This window comes from Spirosoma litoris (genome assembly GCF_054776755.1).
Genome location: NZ_BAAHBI010000051.1, coordinates 66,083 through 84,767, shown reverse-complemented (window position 1 = coordinate 84,767; position 18,685 = coordinate 66,083). Strand labels below are relative to the sequence as shown.

Below are 18,685 nucleotides of genomic sequence, written 5' to 3'. Positions count from 1 at the left end.
AGCAGCAATACCCCAACACTACTACCACCTATAAGGCTGTCTGCAAGGAGGGAGATTGTCGAAGTGGGGAGGCTAGTCGGACGGTCTCTGTGATCAGTGACTCAAAGGAAACACTCACCTATACAGGTAAAACGTTATTGTGCAACGGAGAGTCATCGACATCCCCCAGTTTTTCGGGCTGTGACGGTGGAACTGTAAGAATTTTACGAGCAACTGGTGGGGATCAAGTTACTGGTAACGTAAACGTAAATGTCGAATATGCAGCCATTTGTTCTAAAGGATCGAGAGATGTAAGCACAACAAGTTTTTATATATCATCGGGAAGTTCACCATCCAATCTAATTATTAAAGAGGCTATTAATGGATCAGAGTCTACTCTGACAGCTAGTGCATCAGGCGTAAAAAGTTATCAATGGAGTACTGGAGCAACTGATGCCAGCATTACTGTATCAACCGATGCTACCTACTCCGTTACGGCATATAGTGATTATTTCCAAAAGGGGTGCTCAACTTCTGCTAGTAAATCAGTGACGATTCCTAAGCCAAACCAAGAACCTGTTACGCCCGAGATCTCCTCTCTAGGAACCACTGTTTGTGAAAATAAGAATTCGGGAGTTACGTTATCGGTTACAAACTGTAACGGTACCGTGTCCTGGAGTACAGGAAAAATAGCCCTATCGATTACGGTTTACACCGCAGGAAAATATACCGCTTATTGCACGCTTGGCGGAAAGACGCTTGGGTCTGATCTGGAAATCTCGAATAATGTTCCTAAACTTAAGATTAATCCTTCACCAACTCGCTTACAACTAGAAAGCATAGATGGATGCACAATGGGTATCAAATGGACTCGAATGGAAAATGGACGATTGACTACAATTGCTAACAGTAATCCGAGCTATATTGATATCCAGGCAACGGATTATGGGCAGTATGAAGCTATCTGTTCTAATGAGTGTGGCAGTAGCCGTACTACGTATACGGTTATGCCACCAAGATAAAAACTCCTATTTTAACTGACTAATCTGCACCTCATACTGCTTAGTCTCTACTTTCGCCTTTTGAGCGCTTGCCAGGCCTTTTTGCGCATTGGCAAGCGCTTCGGCTTTTTGACCTGATTTCTGATAGGCTACTGCCAGCTCATAGTAGATATCAGCCGTTTGTTTGGTATTTTGTTGGTCAGGTTTCACCGTTTTTAATCCATCAGCGGCCCAGGCTGGCATTTCAGAAAGATAGGTTTTATCTAACGCTTTCTCGTTGAAATAGTGCATCAGATACGCATAGTCAGCTACGCCAATAGCCGTATTCTCCCGGCGATACTCGTTGAAGCGTTGCACGGCACCTTGGGTATTGTTAGCGCGTAAGTGAGCATCTAATTCTTTGAGCAATGTTCTGGCTGCTGCTTCGTTGGCAGGGACTCCTAAGCCGACCATGTAGGCACGCATCTGCACAATTTTCTGAGCTGGGTACTGATCGCCCTTCGCACCATATAACGAACGAAAAATGATGCCCTCCCCCGTTTCTTTGACATCTTTAACCGGGTGTGTAGCCGTGAATTCGCTTAGGTGAGAAAAGAAATAAACGGCAGTCGGATTGTCAATATCATCAATCAATCGTTGCAGACAGTAGAAACCAACAGGACTCTTGATCTGATCGGGTGATTGTAGTGTTTTACTTAGCGCATCGCTGATCTCGTGGAGCCGTTGGTTATCCTTCCGGACTTTACAGTATTTTCCATAATTGATTAAAAAAGCCAACTCTCGATCACCTGCTTCGAACCGGCTTGGGTAGCTCGATGTACGTTGAGTAGGGTTAAGGGCCGTACGGCCTGCTGAAATAACTTCCTCCATAAACGCTGTTTTGACTGTCTGTTCAACAGGCGTACCCACATGAAGTAAATTGCCATCGGTATCAAAGAAGAGAAATAAAGGGAACTCTGGGTAGGTGATGTCTTTGGCTTTTTGAAGAGCTGACGACTCTGGCGCATTAGCCTCGATTTTCCAGCTAATAAAGTTTGCGTTAAAGAAATCACCGACTGGTTTCTCAGTCAATATAGGAGCCAGCGCTTCGCAGTGTGGACAGCCCGTTAAATAGACTTCCACAAAAAGGGGTTTATGCGCTGTTTTTGCGGCTGCCTGGGCCGAGGCAAAGCTGCCCGCTAAAAAGTGAATGCCTGCCTTAGTAGCGCTAGTTGATTGTGCATCTACTAAGGCGATATCGATCAGCATCGTGAGGCTGAACATGAGTACTCGTACGATCATCGACTTGGTCTATTTTAAGGAAATACCAGTTGCAAATCCGTGTCAAAAGGATAAACAAGTTGACCCGTAGCGTCCAACAATCGTGCCGATAGGCTATAGTTTCCTTTTTGTACTGTTGGTGGGAGGGTTAGCAGTAAGGTTTGCTTTGTTGACTCGTAAATTCCATTTACGGTATAGCTGCGCGTAGAACCCGTTAGCTGGAGTTGATAAAAGCGAGCCGTAATAGTACTGAAATTAGCTGTTTTCAGGAAGATAGTTTCTCCAGAAGTATAGCTTGCTTTGGGGTTAGTGATGCCCGTAATAAACGGTTTAGAGCGATCGTATACCTGAACCGAAAAGGAAGTATCCCGACTTAACTTGTTTTCCGAACGATTCAGGAGCTGTATACGATAGCGACCTGCTGGTAAGTCGGGGTCTAATTTTGCGGAGAGCCCAGTTGTCGTAGTCAATATAGCATTTAGCTGCCGATGCTGGCTCTCATGACTCACCTGCATGGCATATTGATAAGTAGCAGGCTGAATGTAAAGACCCGTAACACTCAAGGTATCGCCAGCCCGAAGGTGATGTTGATCAAGTTGTTTGAGCTGAGGGCTGGGATAGCGTACCTGAAGGAAAATCGCATCAGTTGATTGAACATCACGCACCCACATTTGCACGTGATATCGCCCAGGCAACATTGTAAACGGCAACTGGGCTTGTGCTTGAGTAGAGTCAACTAAGGTTGTGGTTAATACAGTAGTCTGATTAGCCGGGCTAGTAAGAACGACGCGGGTATCCAGGCCAAAGGTGCCAAAATGATGTCCCGTTAAACGAAGTGATTCACCTGCTTCCAATGTATCGGTGGAAAGGGCTGTCAGTTGGGGAATGGGCTGTTTTTCCGGTTGGACGTTTATTTGATAGACTGTTTTGGCTCCACTCTGCTCAGTTACGGTATATAATACTATTTTTGAGAAATCCTGAACGTCACCTGACCTGGGAACAACAGTAGCCCCATCAATCAGTGTTAGAGTAGGCTTGAGTTGTTTCAGATTCGTCAAATAAGGGACCTTGATTGTCCACACGTGAGTCACTGAATCACGCGAATTAGCTAAAACAGAAATGTTGTCAAACGCAATGGCAAGCAATGGATTGGCTGTAGGCACTACTTCGTTGGTACGACATTGCAAACACAGACTGCCCAGAAATAAAACTAGAATTACCCAATAGGGATATTTTTTTGTAAACGTGTTCGTCATTAACGATAGAACGGGTGGGTTTTGCTAATATTCCGCATGACTAAGACGATATAATGGCTGGATTGTAACGGCTTTATCAAGGATATCTACTTAATACCTGATCCGGTTTGTACAATACTCTTAACCCGTACCACCTACTGCCAGGCCTGCTTATAGGGTCCTACCAAAGTAGCTTCGGTCTAATTACCTATTATTAATTTGTAATATTTTAAATAAAGTATACGAAAATCTAAATTCATATCCGTTTCGTAAATAAATACGGTATTATAGTTTCCTTTTGTATAGTTTCGTTAACTATACAAAAGGATATAGGGCTATTAGTTAGTCTGCTTAGTTAATTTACTACTACTTTTAAGTCAATTGTGGAAACTTATAAACGCAACCGAGCCGCTACCACCCAGCGTATAGTCGATGCCGTAGAGCAAATTCTGGGCGAAGAGGGCATTAAGGGAATTGGAATTAATGCAATTGCCGAAAAAGCCTCTGTCAGTAAGGTACTTATCTATCGTTATTTTGGCAGTATTGAGGGTTTACTAGACTATTACATTCGACGTGGACAGCTGGTCCCCCATTATGCCCCTGCCTGGATAGAACAAATTCAACCTGCCGAGCCGCACGATCTTGCGCCTATCTGGTCGGGGCAAGCTTTACAATTATTTCGTCAGTTTCGCCAATTTCGATCTGCCCGCGAACTACTGAAAGCCAGCGTGACAGAAGCCGATTCGTTGGGTGAAGCGATTAGTAGTAGTTTGGATGCTGAGTTAACCAATCTGGTCAATCAACTTGCCTTTATAAAGGGGGGCGATCATCAGGCTACGTCGGCTATAATTTTCGGTGCTTTATCATACCTGACTATACAGGCACAGCTTAATCGGCCCGTTATTGGACTGGATCTGCGAAGTGAAAATGGCTGGCGACGAATAGAAGAATCGGTTAAAATGATTTATAAGTCACTGAATCAACTGGCCATTGATTCGCCTACAATCCAGATAACAACAAAACCGGCTACCATGGTAGTTGGCCAGTGGTAACAACTATTGACTACCTTCGTGTTATGTTAATTCAATAGCGAATGTTAGATCAATACAAACAGCAGAACCCCTATCTATTAGCTTTAGACTCAATCATATTTGGTTTCGATGGCGAGAGCTTAAAAGTACTACTTGTCAAACGAGGAGTGGAGGAAAAAACCTGGTCGCTTATGGGGGGATGGCTTCAACCCAACGAAGGACTAGAACAGGCTGCTGCCCGTATTTTATTTGATCTAACTGGCTTAACCAATGTATACCTGGAGCAGTTGTATGCGTTTGGCGACCCACACCGCGACCCTATCGTCCGAACCATATCAGTGGCTTATTTCTCACTGGTAAAAATAGCCGACTACGAGACGAAAATTTCGGAAGTATTTCAGGCCCGCTGGTTTTCGATTTATGATCTCCCTCCCTTGCTGTTCGATCATGGTGATATGGTCGATCTGGCTATTAAACGACTCCGTTACAAAGCGGCTCAACATCCCTTAGGCTTCGAACTGCTTCCCGAGAAATTCACTATTCCTCAGCTCAAGAAATTGTATGACGCCATCTATAATACGGAGTTTGATAAACGGAATTTTAGTCGCAAAATTCTGTCTACGAATTTGTTGATTAAACTTGACGAGAAGCAAAAAGGCTTCTCGAAACGCGGGGCCTACTTTTATCAGGTAGATGCCACCAAATACCAGGAGATAAACAATGCCTTCCTGAATTTCATCCCAAACTCGGAACTAGCGCTTTAGGCTCGAACCCGATTCCCGACTGTAGCGAATGGGAAATTTTAGGCATTCATCTGAATTTTTATTCGAAAAATAATTAGTGTCATATTGACATTAAAAAAATAAGTGTCAATTTTACATTAAAAATAAGTAGCAAAAGCCTCTTTATAGATTTTGTGAATATTGATACTTGTTTTAGTCTCTATTTCAGACGGATTGATTTTCTCAAAAGGTTCATTAGTAACGTGTTATGGCTTCATCGACTGCTATCTATAACACATACATTATATTAATACAAAAGAATGGCAGCTTACTTGTTGGGGTATGATATCGGTAGCTCGTCCGTAAAAGCAGCATTGGTAGATGCCCAGACTGGTCGATTAGTGGCTTCTGCTACTAGCCCTGACCAGGAAATGAAAATTCTGTCGCCCCAATCGGATTGGGGCGAGCAAAACCCTGAAGATTGGTGGCAGGAAGTAATCCGAGCGACTGAGCGTCTGAAAAATGTGTACTCCTTTGCTGGAGACGACGTATTGGCAATCGGTATCGCTTATCAGATGCACGGTCTGGTTGTGGTTGATAAGAACTTTGAGGTACTGCGGCCAGCCATTATCTGGTGCGATAGTCGTGCGGTTTCGATTGGTCAGCAGGCTCTTCGCGATCTGGGAGAAACCTATTGTTTGGGTGATTTGCTGAACTCACCGGGTAATTTCACCGCATCGAAGCTCAAATGGGTAAAAGAACATGAGCCTGATGTATATGCGAAAATCCACAAGATCATGCTCCCCGGCGACTACATCGCGCTTCGGCTTTCGGGCGAAGCGCAAACGACGGCTTCGGGTTTATCGGAAGGCATCTTATGGGATTTCAAAGAAAATCAACTAGCCACTCATCTGCTCGATTATTTCGGTATTGATGCGTCACTCATTTCAGATGTTGTACCAACTTTTGGGGTTCAGTCGAGCGTAAGTTCTCAGGCAGCGAGTCTGTTGGGACTGAAGGCGGGCACGCCAATCACGTACCGAGCGGGCGATCAGCCGAACAATGCTTTTTCATTGAATGTGCTTCGGGCTGGCGAAGTAGCCGCAACTGCTGGCACATCTGGGGTCATTTATGGCATTACCCAGGAAACATCATTTGATCGAGAGGGACGTATAAACACATTCGTTCACGTGAATAGTCAGCCAACAGACCCGCATTTAGGCGTGTTGGCCTGTGTAAATGGAACGGGTATTCTCAATAGCTGGTTGCGTCGTTTGGTCGGGAATTTGCCCTATGAAGCACTTAATCAACTGGCGGCACAGGCTCCGATTGGAGCAGCCAATCTTCTGTTTTATCCCTTTGGTAATGGTGCCGAGCGCATTCTGGGCAATAAGAATCCCGGCGCCAACCTGAAAAACTTAAGCTTAACAACCCACCAGATTGAGCATGTACTGCGCGCGGCACAGGAAGGTATCGTTTTTGCCCTGACTATGGGCTTACACATCATGGAGTCGGTGGGGGTAACGGCTCAGGTTGTTCGGGCGGGGCAGGCAAATATGTTTCTGAGTCCAGTATTCCGGGAGGCATTTGTCAATACGACAGGAGCCACACTGGAATTGTATAATACCGACGGTGCGCAGGGAGCCGCTCGGGGTGCGGGCATTGGCGCTGGTGTTTACGCGACGTTCGATGAGGCTTTTGCTTCGCTGGAACGGGTTAGTCTAACCGAGCCGCAACCTCAACTTCAGACGGTCTATGCGGACGCATTCGACCGATGGCATTCACAATTACAATTAACTGAATTTACTAACGCGTATTAATTAAGTCAACTATGTCAACGATTACACTAGGCGATCAGGAATACTTTAAAGGTATTGGCGCCATCGCCTATGAAGGCCCTAAATCCAAAAATCCATTAGCGTTTAAATGGTACAATCCTGAATTGGTCGTAGGCGGAAAAACGCTGCGTGAGCAACTCCGTTTTGCCATTAGTTACTGGCATACCTTCTGTGGAACCGGTGGTGACCCCTTCGGCCCCGGAACCCGCGTTTTCCCCTGGGATCAGGACAACGATGCCAACGTTCGGGCAAAACTGAAAATGGACGCGGCTTTCGAGTTTATCACGAAAATCGGAGCGCCTTATTATTGCTTCCATGATATTGATCTGGTCGATGAAGGTCCGTCGGCCAGTGATTACGAAAAACGGCTGCAGGCCATTGTGGAGTATGGCCAGCAAAAACAGAAAGAAAGTGGTGTGAAACTCCTGTGGGGTACCGCTAATGTGTTCTCGAACCCTCGTTATATGAATGGGGCTTCAACGAATCCAGATTTTGCGGTATTGGCTTATGCCGGAACACAGGTCAAAAATGCCATTGATGCGACTATTGCGTTAGGCGGAGAGAACTACGTATTCTGGGGCGGCCGCGAAGGTTATATGTCGCTGCTGAACACCAACATGAAGCGGGAGGTTGAACACCTGGCTCAGTTCCTGACGATTGCCCGCGATTACGCCCGGAAGCAAGGTTTTAAAGGCACGTTCTTCATCGAGCCAAAACCAATGGAGCCTACCAAACACCAGTACGACTACGATGCCGCTACGGTTATCGGCTTCCTGCGTCAGTATGGTCTGGATAAGGATTTTCAATTGAACATCGAGGTTAACCACGCAACCCTAGCTGGCCATACATTCGATCATGAATTGCAGGTGGCTGCCGATGCGGGCATGTTAGGGAGCATCGATGCCAACCGGGGTGATTATCAAAATGGATGGGATACCGATCAGTTCCCAATCAATCTCTATGAATTAGTAGAGGCCGCACTGGTAATTCATCAGGCGGGTGGTATCAAACCCGGTGGTATCAATTTCGATGCGAAAGTTCGTCGAAACTCGACCGATCTGGAAGACCTGTTTGTGGCTCATATTAGCGGTATGGACGCATTTGCCCGTTCGTTTATCGTGGCTGATGCTATCCTACAGGATTCTGATTATCTCAAGTTCCGCAAAGATCGTTATGCATCGTTTGACGGCGGTCAGGGTAAAGCCTTTGAAGAAGGTAAGCTAACTCTGGAAGACCTGCGTACCTACACGCTGGAAAATGGTGAGCCACAACTTCGCAGTGGCAAACAGGAGTGGCTGGAAAGTATTATTAATCAGTATATCTAATACTATCGATTACCCTCACCCCGGCCCCTCTCCCATTTTGGGAGAGGGGCCGGGGTGAGGGTAACACTACCTAAAAAATAAACGCATGATAACGAATGAATTAACTAAAGTTGCCTCGCAGGTACGACGGGACATTGTCCGGATGGTACATGGCGTGGCGTCTGGGCACCCAGGCGGTTCACTAGGCTGCACCGATTTATTGGTGGGCCTTTATTTTGGGGCAATGAATCTAAAAAAGGATGAATCTGGCTCGGTGGTGTTCGACATGAGCGGCACCGGAGAAGATATGTTCTTTCTGTCGAACGGGCATATTTCGCCAGTGTTGTATTCGGTGCTGGCTCGCCGTGGTTATTTCCCCGTGAGTGAACTGGCTACGTTTCGGAAGCTAGATTCTCGTCTGCAAGGACATCCAGCAACGGCAGAACACCTGCCCGGTATTCGTATTGCTTCCGGTTCGCTGGGACAAGGACTATCGGCGGCTGCCGGAGCAGCCTACGGTAAAAAAATCCGGAAAGACCCAAATCTGGTGTATTGCCTGATGGGCGATGGCGAACAACAGGAGGGGCAAATTTGGGAAGCGGCTGCTTTCATTCCTCACCGAAAGCTTGATAACCTGATTGCTATTGTTGATTTCAACGGACAGCAGATTGATGGGCCAACGGACGTGGTGTTAAACAACCGCGATCTGGGCGCAAAATATGAAGTCTTTGGCTGGACCGTACTCCATATGGATGGCAACAACATGGATGACGTGTTGACTACGCTAGCCGCTGCTAAAAAAGCTAGTGGCAAAGGGTCTCCGGTTTGTATCATCATGAAAACGGAAATGGGGCAGGGCGTCGACTTCATGATGCACACGCACAAATGGCACGGAACGGCTCCTAACAATGAACAGTTAGCAGCGGCTTTAGCGCAATTAGACGAAACTCTGGGCGACTACTAAATCAAACACCATGAAAACCTACACATTTTCCGAAAAGAAAGATACGCGCTCTGGTTTTGGGGCGGGTATGGCCGAATTGGGCCGTTCGAATCCAGACGTAGTGGCCTTATGCGCTGATTTAGTTGCCTCGCTGAAACTGGATACGTTTATCAAAGAGAATCCGGATCGATTTATTCAGTGCGGTATTGCCGAAGCGAACATGATTGGCGTTGCGGCTGGCTTAACGTTAAATGGTCTTATTCCGTTTGCAACCACGTTTGCCAACTTCGGATCGAGCCGGGTGTATGATCAGATTCGTCAGGCGGTAGCCTATTCGAACAAGAATGTCAAAATCTGCGTATCGCATGCGGGATTGACATTGGGTGAAGATGGAGCGACGCACCAGGTTCTGGAAGACATTGGCATGATGAAATCATTGCCCGGTATGACAGTGATTAATCCCTGCGATTTCAATCAGACCAAAGCCGCTACCATTGCCATTGCCGACTACGAAGGGCCGGTTTATTTGCGGTTTGGTCGTCCGGTGGTTCCCAATTTTACCCCCGCCGATCAGCCATTTGAGATTGGTAAAGCGATTTTGCTTAACGAAGGCGCCCATGTATCCATTTTTGCTACGGGGCATCTGGTTTGGCAAGCCTTGGAAGCGGGTAAAATTCTGGCTGAACAGGGTGTCGATGCCGAAATTATCAACATTCACACCATTAAGCCGCTCGACAAGGAAGCGATTCTGAAGTCAGTTTACAAAACCGGTTGCGCCGTAACTGCCGAAGAGCATCAAATGAATGGTGGACTTGGTGATAGTGTTGCGCAGGTATTGGCATTGAACCATCCGGCGCCGTTGGAGATGGTGGCCGTCAACGACTCATTTGGCGAAAGCGGAACGCCCGATCAGTTGATGGAAAAATACGGCCTGACGGCTGCGTCGATCGTGGCGAAAGCGTTAGCGGTAATTCAGCGAAAAAAATAAAGCCTGCTCAATATGATTACAAACCTATAGGGTCTCCAAGACCTTATAGGTTTAAGTAGTCCGATAGTAACAACCGCCTGATCTAATTGAAAATATAGCTGTAAGCCTTGAACATCAATCTATTAACTGTGGTAATAATGCAGCATAAACGTTGGTTTAATCTGTTGCTTTTACTCGTTACGATAAGTAGCGTAAAGGCCCAGCAAAACGAATTACCATATACGGTAATTAACCTTCAAACCCTGAATGACTTTAAGCCAACCGGAGCTAACTGGAAATTAGTTAGTGACGTTTTTTACGATTTTAATAAAAGTGGTGCAGCAAGCCTGAAAGCTGGAAGTGGTATTCTTGCCAACGATTTATCGGGTAAGAGCAAAGAGCACTTGTTCACCAAAATGGAACATGGCGATATTGATCTGGAACTGGATTTCATGATGGAGAAAGGTTCCAATTCCGGTATTTATCTTCAGAGTCGCTATGAAATACAACTGTTCGATAGTTGGGGCGTTAAAGAGCCTAGATCGTTGGATTGTGGAGCCATCTATGAACGCTGGGACGACAACCGACCCGAAGGCCGGAAAGGATACGAAGGCCACCCACCCGCACAAAATGTGAGTCGGGCCCCCGGTTTGTGGCAGCATCTGAAAATTAGTTTCCTTGCTCCTCGTTTCAACGAAAAGGGCGAAAAAGTGGCCAATGCCCGCTTTGTGAAAGTGATCCTGAATGGCGTGACTGTTCACCAAAATACAGAGGTAACTGGCCCCACCCGATCGGCTGCCTTTCAGGATGAAAAGCCTACAGGCCCATTGATGATTCAGGGCGATCATGGTCCGGTATCTGTTCGAAATATCCGTTACAAAGCCTATGGCACTGAACCCGTTACGTTAACAAATCTTCAGTTAAAGGCCTACGATGGTAAATTCCAATCGGTCGATGAATTAAACACACTCACGCCCAAACGAGAAATGCCGATTGATGTACTGGCGCATTTGGCTCCCGGAAGCCGGGATAATTTTGCGGGTAAAATCACCGGTACGCTTCATATCCCACACACGGGCGAGTACCTGCTCAACCTGAACCTGCGCTGGATTCCGGCGGAGGTAAATGTTAAGGTTCGCAACGGAGCGGGTGAACTGAAAATCGGGGGTAAAAAAGTGGTTGGTGTTACAACGGAAGATGGTGGATTCGTGTCGACGAAAATAAACCTTTCGGCGGGTGATCATCCGATTGAACTATCATACTACAAGAACTTCGGCCAGTGGTACGCTCGAAGCAACGATATTCTCCTGTCGCTCGAAGGCCCAGGTGTTCCCTACACCACGCTGAACCCAGTTATCCAGGCTGAAAATCCGGTTAACGAGATTACTGTACTGGCTAAAAGCGAACCCGTTATGCAGCGCGGCTTTGTGAACCACCAGGGAATTAAACATACACACACCATATCGGTGGGTGAGTCCGATTTGGTTAACTACACAGTTGATCTGCGTAAAGGTGAATTTCTGCAATTCTGGCGGGGCGATTTTCTAGAAACAACACCGATGTGGTATGGCCGGGGTGAAACACAGTTATCGGTGCCGCTCGGCAGTGTTATCGAACGGTCGGGCAAACCGTCACTGGCTTTTCTAGCCAATCAAAATGCCGCCTGGCCCGACTCCAGCACGAATTACAACAACCTGGGTTACGATGTAGACAAAGCGGGTCGTCCGGTTTTTAAGTATACGCTGGGTACGGCTTCGGTTCGGGAGTCATTTGCTTCGGCCAACGAGGGACGGAAACTGTCGCACTCATTTACGGTTACCCCTGCCACACAAGACATCTGGTGTCGGGTGGCCGAAGGACGGGATATTGTTGAACTGCCCAATGGATTGTATGCGATCAATGACAAACAATATTTCATTGAGCTGACGGGCAAGGAAAAACCGGTTATCCGAACCTCAGCCCAAAACACGAAAGAATTATTGTTGCCGGTAAAAGCCGTGAATGGTGCTGGTACTGTTACGTATTCAATTGTCTGGTAAAGAGGCTATTTTTCTGAAAGCACTATGAAGCTATTTAATCATACCCTAAGCCATCTGCCTATTGCTGCGCTGGTTGTTGCCGGTCTTTCCTGCCTGACCAGCCAACGTGGGTTTGCCCAGATTCAATCCAAAACCGGGCAGCCTGTTAGCTCCAGCAGTAAGCAACCGGCCCCGGCACCTAAGGGACTTGCCAAAGTAGAAGCCGATCCCGAAAAAGAGGATGATTTTTATAAATTGATTTCGCTGTCTGTTCCGGAAGATGTCATTCTGGAAGTAGGGGGCATGGCCACGCTGCCCGACGGTGGATTGGCGATCTGTACACGTCGGGGCGAAGTCTGGTTGGTTTCTAATCCGTATATAAGCGGTAGTGATCGGCCAACGTACAAGCGGTTTGCTTTCGGTTTGCATGAACCGTTAGGATTGGCTTATAAGGATGGCGATATCTACGTTACCCAACGCAGTGAAGTAACCCGCCTGCGCGATTCGGATGGCGACGGGCGCGCTGATTCGTACGACAAAATCTATTCGTGGCCGCTTTCGGGCAACTATCACGAATATTCCTACGGGCCAACCTTTTTGCCGAATGGCAATATGCTGGTTACCCTAAACGTAGGCTGGAGTAATAGCCTGGGTCATGGCGTGAGTCTGGCTCCCTGGCGTGGCTGGACCCTGGAGATTACGCCCGATGGTAAAATGATGCCTTTTGCGGCTGGTATGCGCTCGCCTGCGGGCTATGGTATGAATGCTGCCGGTGATTTCTTTTACACCGAAAACCAGGGTGACTGGGTTGGATCTGGTCGGATTTCGCGGGTTGAGAAAGGAGATTTCCTAGGCAATGCCGAAAGCCTTCGCTGGACTGACTTACCCGGCTCACCGCTAAAATTAAAGCCAGACGAAGTGCCTAACACAGGCGAACCACTCTACGATGTAGCTAAACGGGTGCCTGCTCTGAAAGCGCCTGCGGTCTGGTTGCCGCACGGTATTCTGGGTATATCCACATCTGGGTTCCTATCTGACAATACGAACGGTAAATTCGGTCCTTTCCCGAATCAGGTCTTCGTCGGCGATCAAGGACAAAGCATCCTTTCGCGGGTTGATTTCGAAAAAGTGAAAGGCGAGTATCAGGGCGTTGTTTTTCCGTTCCGGGAAGGTTTCTCGTCGGGGGTACTGCGGATGGTATGGGGGCACGATGCGTCTATGTTCGTAGGTATGACCAGCCGGGGATGGTCGTCGACGGGAAAAGAGTTGTATAGCTTGCAGCGTGTGGTCTGGACAGGGCGAATGCCGTTTGAAATGAAGACTATCCACGCCATGCCCGATGGCTTCGAAATCGAGTTTACAACGCCGGTCGACCCCGAACTGGCGAATGATCCGGCTTCTTATAAAGTGACCGGGTTCAACTATAAGTACCATGCAACCTATGGAAGTCCGGTTATTAATCGGGCTGGGTGTCCTATTCGGGGCATTGTTGTATCGAAAGATGGATTGAAAGCGCGGTTAGTGGTCGATAGTCTGCGACTAGGTTATATCCATGAAATCACGGCCAGCGGAGTTCGTTCAGAAACGGGTCGGGCATTACTACATACAACGGGTTACTACACCCTGAACAACCTGCCCGATGGCGAAAAACTGACCATTACCGCTCCAACTCCCAAGCACAATCACGCGGAAATGGAGATGGCTTCGGCCGCTTCGACTCCTCCTGTAACTACAAAAAAGACGACTGCCAAAACAAAGGCAACAACTGCGAAATCAGGTTCGGCTAAAATAGCAACCAGTACTGCCGCCAAGCGCGTAACCGAACTGCCTGCGGGCTGGGGAGAACCTGATTATACGATCACGATGGGAACGAAACCTGGGTTGAAGTTTTCGCCGGAGCAGTTTCAGGTTAAAGCGGGGAGTAAAGTGCGTGTTATCTTTAACAATGAGGACGATATGCTCCATAATTTCGTAGTTGTGCAACCCGGTTCGGCGGTGCAGGTAGGTGAACTGGCCATGAAGTTAGGACTGGAGGGGCAGGAGAAAAATTATATTCCCTTAACCGACAAAGTACTGCATCACACTAACCTGCTTCAACCGAATACCAACGAGAGTATTTATTTTATTGCGCCCGAAAAACCTGGCGATTACACCTACGAATGTTCGGTACCCGGCCATTTTTATGTAATGCAGGGTACAATGAAGGTAACCAAATAGGTTTTTGCCCGTTTACGACTGGTTAATAAAAAAAGCGCACAGTTCCCTTTCAAGAGAGCTATGCGCTTTTTGTTGTGTATGAGTTGGACCGGATTGGTCACTTCTTCTCATAAGCCAATAACTCAACATACGGATTTCCCTGAAGGCCGAGTAATATCCCGAAAGCGGGCTCCGTTTTATGGCCTTTTTGTTTGAGCGCAATAACTTCCTGCCGAAACATTTCGCCACGTTCTGTTAAAAGCTGATATTCGATCAGCATGTGCCGGTAAGCCATTTGTTGTTTGGTAGGCATATTCTGGCCGAAAATCTCAATCTCAAAGCCACCAATCTCAAAATTAGCGACAACCACCTCGTGTTCCGAAACGAAAGATTTTCGGAGGCTAAATCCTTTTTCGCCACCAAAAGCATCAATTACCACCGTAGTAAATAATTGGTTATGGGTCCAATGGCAGATAATGTCGAGATCGCTGGTGTCAATATCGATATTGATTGGAATGGTGCCAACTAAGATAGGCGCAAACAGCTCCAGCTTTGATAGAACCCGATGTTCGGTCAATACCCGATACGCTTCTCGTTGTCTTTGTGTGCCTTCTTGCAGGTACTCGATTGTGTCAAAATTCATGCTTGCCTAAAACCGCTTTAGTAAAGAATGGGCCTAAATGAATTACAATAAGGCTGATAGTATACTGAAGGATACCGGTTTCCTTTGGGATAGCAGTATCCTTTAAGAGACTACTAGGAAATACATTTGTGGGCCAGACAAGGTGTATTCTCTGCGATTTCCTTATAAAGGCTTTATCAATTTTAAATTTAATGATCAACGGGTATGTCACAAACAATATGGACTGTAGATAATCTACATTCAGAAGTACAATTCAAGGTTAAACACCTTGTTATATCAACGGTCACGGGTTTTTTCAAGTCGTTTAGTGGTCAGGCCATTACCAATGGCGACCAGTTTGAGGATGCCGACATCCAATTTTCGGTCGATGTTAATAGCGTAGATACTGGCCAGCCTGGTCGCGACGAGCACCTACGGAATGCTGATTTTTTTGAAGCCGAAACCTACCCTCAGTTCACATTTGTATCGACTTCGTTTAAGAAGATCAAAGGAGACCTGTATAAACTAATCGGTAATCTCACTATCAAAGGCATTACGAAAGAAGTAGAGTTCGAGGCCGAATATGGCGGTACCGAGAAAGATGCCTGGGGTAATATCAAAGTTGGGTTTGAGGTAACCGGTACAATTGACCGCAAAGAGTTTAACGTAACCTTCAATGCGCTAACCGAAACAGGTGGCCTTGCTTTGGGCGAGAACATTAAAATTATCGCTAATATCCAGTTAGGAAGACCAGCTTAAGCTTCTTCCTTTATAGAAAAATCTAGGCTGTTTTGTCATTCCATTTTAACGAAATTCGAAAAATTTAAACAGGCTCACTATAAAAAAAACTCCGACACAAATGGTCGGAGTTTTTTTTATAGCCTTGAGTAGATTGATAGGCTTAACAAGTGCTTTGACAAAATAGATTCTAACTGTTACTATAGATCCTTTCGATTGCTATTGTGTTGATAATCAGAAACGATAGAATCAACCGCGCGGGCGGCCCCGAGAATCTATAGAAGCTAAATTGGACGAGACTAGTACTGATTAGGCTGTCAGTGCAATCAATCGTTTTGTAAACGAGTGCAGCCAGTTTGTTTTTGACATTGCATTAAAAAGTGTGATGCCTGTAATGGCGCAGGTGACTCCAGCTAGCACGTCCAGCGTATAGTGGTGGCTTGTATAGATTGCCGAAAACCAGATGCCCACCATCACCACAGCAAAAAACAGGTTGATCAATCCTAGTCGGTTCTTCAGTCCGTAGTATAAAACAATTACTGGATAAGATGAGTGGAGCGAAGGCATGGCGGCAAACACATTCGAACTTTTGGCGTAGATGCCACTAAATATCGATACTCCGAAATACTGATCGAAATTGGCTAAGCCAGCGGTATTACCCAATGTGTTGGGTTCAAATACAAATCCATGCACTTGTACATACCACGGTGGTGCCGCCGGGTACAGGTAATAAATAACAAAACCTAGCAGATTAACCAGTACAAACGTCAACGCGAAAGGAAAAAACGCTGGCCGATTTTTGAAAAAAAGATAGGTCGCAAAGGCAAGTGGAATCGGAACCCAGGTTAAATAGAATATGCCCGTCAGCACATTGAGCAAGGTTGTTCGATGAGCTAGCCAATATTCATTCGGTGTCAGAATCGATGAGTCGTAAGGAATCCCAAACAGCTTTTTTTCCAACAGATAGAGCGACTCAATGTGTACGGAATTGTATCGATAGTTCGGAAACGCTTTCATGTAATCGAAAACGATCCAGTACACAATAAAAATCGAAAAGCCGAGCACAAATTTACGGCTCTGATTTGAGGCAAAATACAAGCCATTTACCAACCCAATCAGAAATAACTGGTCTGATTTAAAACCGACTAGCACAAACGATAATAGAAGATAACCCAGCGAAAGTGCACTTAGGGTCATAATCTGCCTGGGAAGCGACGGCGCAACAAGTGAGGAGTCAGATGTCATGTCAATGAGGAATTACCGATGGAGGCAGCTTCCGTTTAGACCATAATGCGTTCGACTGTATTCTCACCAGTAGACACGTTTATGCCTTCTACCTGAATGTATTTTACATTGGGTGCCCAGAATGTACCGCCTTCAATATGCAGGTAAAGGCGTTTTAGAATTACCTTTTTCTGATTCACCGTAGCATACACCTGGTAGCCATCTCGCTCTGATTTTACCAGATGCAATGGGAATTTTTTGTAGGATACGAAGTTCAATTCATACTCTTCGTTTGACAACGGCTTGGCCTTGATACCATAGGCAAACGTGCGCTGAATGTAAGAAAGCTCCTGCTTCTGGCTTTCTTCGGTATAGCGAATCCAAAAAACATGCACTGGATCGTCTTTATCCAACTTCCCATTTTTTAGATTCAAGGCGCAAATAATCGTGTTCGTATTTGGGTCGCGCTGGAGGTAAAATAACTGATTCGGTACATTTTGAGGGACCGGAAAGCTCGTGACTACTTTATTCTGTTGAGGCTTGTCGGGAACTCCCTTTGCGGTAACTGGCTGCCCTAGGGAAGTAGTCAGCATTAGAAAAGCCATAACCAGTGCGGCTGGCCGCGATGCCGCTTTCTCTTTCTGATCAAGCGCTTTTTTTGCATCCATCAGTCGATTATAAGCCGTGATGTTGGTCATAACTGCCATTACCGTTAAGGGTAAGGTGAAAATAGACATGGTTTCAAAGATATGTACAGGGATGCCCGGCACGTAGAGCTTAAAGTCCGGGCCAATGACAGTTGCCAGACAACCACAGGCCAGCGCCGATACCCCAATGGTAATTACTCGTTCAGGACGCTGCATCAATCCGCCTTTACTCTCAATACCTAACCCTTCAGCGCGGGCGCGGGTATAGCTAACCATCATGGAGCCAATCAGCGCAATAAAGGCAAATAATGAGCCAAAAAAGTAGTGATGGGCAATGAGGTAATAACAGATACCCAGAAACATAATCAACTCGCTGTACCGGTCCAGCACCGAATCGAAGAGTGCACCCGATAGCGAACTCATCTTACCAAGCCGTGCTACCTGACCGTCCAGCATGTCAAACAAACCGGCAAAAAGTACCAGCGCGCCCGCCCAGCCAACATAGCTTAAATCACCCCGGTTGCCTTGCTGGGCACCAAGAATGAAGATTGCTGCTACCCCAATATTTAAGACAAGGCCAATGGTTGTGACCATATTCGGCGTTAGGCCGAGTCGAATCAACAATCTAACGAAAGGATTGATGACCGTATAAATTCCTAATTGGATTTTCGTTCTGAACGTGAGTGCCTGTTCCATAGTTGTAGGCGTATTGTGTTAAAAGTCAAACGTAGCACGGGCGCGAATACCCCATTGCGACACGTTTGGGTGATCTAAATAATTGAGTCGTTTAACCAGATCGATGCGGAAAAACTTCAGTACATTGGCAACCCCTGCACTGGCTTCGATATAAGGTGTTTTCGTTAATGTATAGGTATAGGGAGTTCCTAAAGCATCGAGCGGGAATTGGTATAGAGATGGGTTCTGTTGTGGGTCATTCTGGCTACGCAAGCCACCATACAG

Annotated in this window: 15 protein-coding genes and 1 pseudogene; 10 read left to right on the top strand and 6 right to left on the bottom strand. The window is 46.4% G+C overall.

From position 1 onward, the window contains the following. Positions 1-1,001 (top strand): hypothetical protein (locus tag ACYVGR_RS27770; protein WP_460962959.1); only part of this gene is annotated, 1,001 nt, incomplete at its 5' end. Positions 1,002-1,007: 6 nt separating this feature from the next. Here the strand turns inward: ACYVGR_RS27770 and ACYVGR_RS27765 are convergent. Beyond that, entirely contained in the window at positions 1,008-2,261 is a 1,254-nt protein-coding gene (locus ACYVGR_RS27765) for a hypothetical protein (protein ID WP_460962957.1), read from the bottom strand. 14 nt (positions 2,262-2,275) lie between these two features. Beyond that, positions 2,276-3,496: a hypothetical protein gene (locus ACYVGR_RS27760; protein ID WP_460962955.1), complete on the bottom strand. Its 1,221-nt coding sequence runs from the start codon at positions 3,494-3,496 to the stop codon at positions 2,276-2,278. A 362-nt stretch (positions 3,497-3,858) separates the two neighbouring features. Here ACYVGR_RS27760 and ACYVGR_RS27755 point away from each other — a divergent pair, with 362 nt between their 5' ends. From ACYVGR_RS27755 to ACYVGR_RS27720, 8 genes are all read left to right on the top strand, one after another. After that, positions 3,859-4,527: a TetR/AcrR family transcriptional regulator gene (locus ACYVGR_RS27755; RefSeq protein ID WP_460962953.1), complete on the top strand. Its 669-nt coding sequence runs from the start codon at positions 3,859-3,861 to the stop codon at positions 4,525-4,527. Positions 4,528-4,568: 41 nt separating this feature from the next. Continuing rightward, positions 4,569-5,270: an NUDIX hydrolase gene (locus tag ACYVGR_RS27750; protein ID WP_460962951.1), complete on the top strand. Its 702-nt coding sequence runs from the start codon at positions 4,569-4,571 to the stop codon at positions 5,268-5,270. A gap of 278 nt (positions 5,271-5,548) precedes the next feature. Then, the gene (locus ACYVGR_RS27745; RefSeq protein WP_460962949.1) at positions 5,549-7,048 is read left to right on the top strand and encodes a xylulokinase; all 1,500 of its coding nucleotides are present in this window, start codon (positions 5,549-5,551) and stop codon (positions 7,046-7,048) included. Between the two features lie 11 nt (positions 7,049-7,059). Further along, positions 7,060-8,391, top strand: a complete 1,332-nt coding sequence (xylA, locus tag ACYVGR_RS27740) for a xylose isomerase (RefSeq protein ID WP_460962947.1) — start codon at positions 7,060-7,062, stop codon at positions 8,389-8,391. Positions 8,392-8,476: 85 nt separating this feature from the next. Next, positions 8,477-9,334 (top strand): transketolase, encoded by an 858-nt coding sequence (locus ACYVGR_RS27735; RefSeq protein ID WP_460962945.1) that lies wholly within the window; start codon positions 8,477-8,479, stop codon positions 9,332-9,334. A 10-nt stretch (positions 9,335-9,344) separates the two neighbouring features. Beyond that, entirely contained in the window at positions 9,345-10,301 is a 957-nt protein-coding gene (locus ACYVGR_RS27730; protein ID WP_182459746.1) for a transketolase family protein, read from the top strand. 137 nt (positions 10,302-10,438) lie between these two features. Beyond that, on the top strand, positions 10,439-12,319 hold the full coding sequence (locus tag ACYVGR_RS27725; RefSeq protein ID WP_460962943.1) for a family 16 glycoside hydrolase: 1,881 nt from the start codon (positions 10,439-10,441) through the stop codon (positions 12,317-12,319). Between the two features lie 24 nt (positions 12,320-12,343). Next, complete coding sequence (locus ACYVGR_RS27720; RefSeq protein ID WP_460962941.1) at positions 12,344-14,515, top strand: plastocyanin/azurin family copper-binding protein; 2,172 nt, start codon at positions 12,344-12,346, stop codon at positions 14,513-14,515. A 97-nt stretch (positions 14,516-14,612) separates the two neighbouring features. Here ACYVGR_RS27720 and ACYVGR_RS27715 read toward each other — a convergent pair whose 3' ends face one another. After that, complete coding sequence (locus ACYVGR_RS27715; RefSeq protein WP_460962939.1) at positions 14,613-15,137, bottom strand: DUF4269 domain-containing protein; 525 nt, start codon at positions 15,135-15,137, stop codon at positions 14,613-14,615. 204 nt (positions 15,138-15,341) lie between these two features. Here ACYVGR_RS27715 and ACYVGR_RS27710 point away from each other — a divergent pair, with 204 nt between their 5' ends. Then, entirely contained in the window at positions 15,342-15,875 is a 534-nt protein-coding gene (locus ACYVGR_RS27710) for a YceI family protein (protein ID WP_460962937.1), read from the top strand. Between the two features lie 288 nt (positions 15,876-16,163). Here the strand turns inward: ACYVGR_RS27710 and ACYVGR_RS27705 are convergent, their stop codons facing one another. The 3 genes and pseudogenes from ACYVGR_RS27705 to ACYVGR_RS27695 form a co-directional block, all read right to left on the bottom strand. Continuing rightward, positions 16,164-17,099 carry a phosphatase PAP2 family protein gene (locus ACYVGR_RS27705; RefSeq protein ID WP_460962935.1) on the bottom strand — a complete coding sequence of 312 codons (936 nt, stop codon included), beginning with the start codon at positions 17,097-17,099 and terminating at the stop codon, positions 16,164-16,166. A gap of 35 nt (positions 17,100-17,134) precedes the next feature. Further along, entirely contained in the window at positions 17,135-18,421 is a 1,287-nt protein-coding gene (locus tag ACYVGR_RS27700; RefSeq protein WP_460962933.1) for a DUF4833 domain-containing protein, read from the bottom strand. A gap of 18 nt (positions 18,422-18,439) precedes the next feature. After that, positions 18,440-18,685 (bottom strand): annotated as a pseudogene (locus ACYVGR_RS27695) (carboxypeptidase-like regulatory domain-containing protein); the annotation flags it as partial.

Excerpts from the sequence above, each read along its gene's own strand:
- ACYVGR_RS27765 (WP_460962957.1), bottom strand. The coding sequence starts at position 2,261 with ATGATCGTACGAGTACTCATGTTCAGCCTCACGATGCTGATCGATATC.
- ACYVGR_RS27760 (WP_460962955.1), bottom strand. The coding sequence starts at position 3,496 with ATGACGAACACGTTTACAAAAAAATATCCCTATTGGGTAATTCTAGTT.
- ACYVGR_RS27750 (WP_460962951.1), top strand. The coding sequence starts at position 4,569 with ATGTTAGATCAATACAAACAGCAGAACCCCTATCTATTAGCTTTAGAC.
- ACYVGR_RS27745 (WP_460962949.1), top strand. The coding sequence starts at position 5,549 with ATGGCAGCTTACTTGTTGGGGTATGATATCGGTAGCTCGTCCGTAAAA.
- xylA (WP_460962947.1), top strand. The coding sequence starts at position 7,060 with ATGTCAACGATTACACTAGGCGATCAGGAATACTTTAAAGGTATTGGC.
- ACYVGR_RS27735 (WP_460962945.1), top strand. The coding sequence starts at position 8,477 with ATGATAACGAATGAATTAACTAAAGTTGCCTCGCAGGTACGACGGGAC.
- ACYVGR_RS27730 (WP_182459746.1), top strand. The coding sequence starts at position 9,345 with ATGAAAACCTACACATTTTCCGAAAAGAAAGATACGCGCTCTGGTTTT.
- ACYVGR_RS27725 (WP_460962943.1), top strand. The coding sequence starts at position 10,439 with ATGCAGCATAAACGTTGGTTTAATCTGTTGCTTTTACTCGTTACGATA.
- ACYVGR_RS27720 (WP_460962941.1), top strand. The coding sequence starts at position 12,344 with ATGAAGCTATTTAATCATACCCTAAGCCATCTGCCTATTGCTGCGCTG.
- ACYVGR_RS27715 (WP_460962939.1), bottom strand. The coding sequence starts at position 15,137 with ATGAATTTTGACACAATCGAGTACCTGCAAGAAGGCACACAAAGACAA.
- ACYVGR_RS27710 (WP_460962937.1), top strand. The coding sequence starts at position 15,342 with ATGTCACAAACAATATGGACTGTAGATAATCTACATTCAGAAGTACAA.
- ACYVGR_RS27705 (WP_460962935.1), bottom strand. The coding sequence starts at position 17,099 with ATGACATCTGACTCCTCACTTGTTGCGCCGTCGCTTCCCAGGCAGATT.
- ACYVGR_RS27700 (WP_460962933.1), bottom strand. The coding sequence starts at position 18,421 with ATGGAACAGGCACTCACGTTCAGAACGAAAATCCAATTAGGAATTTAT.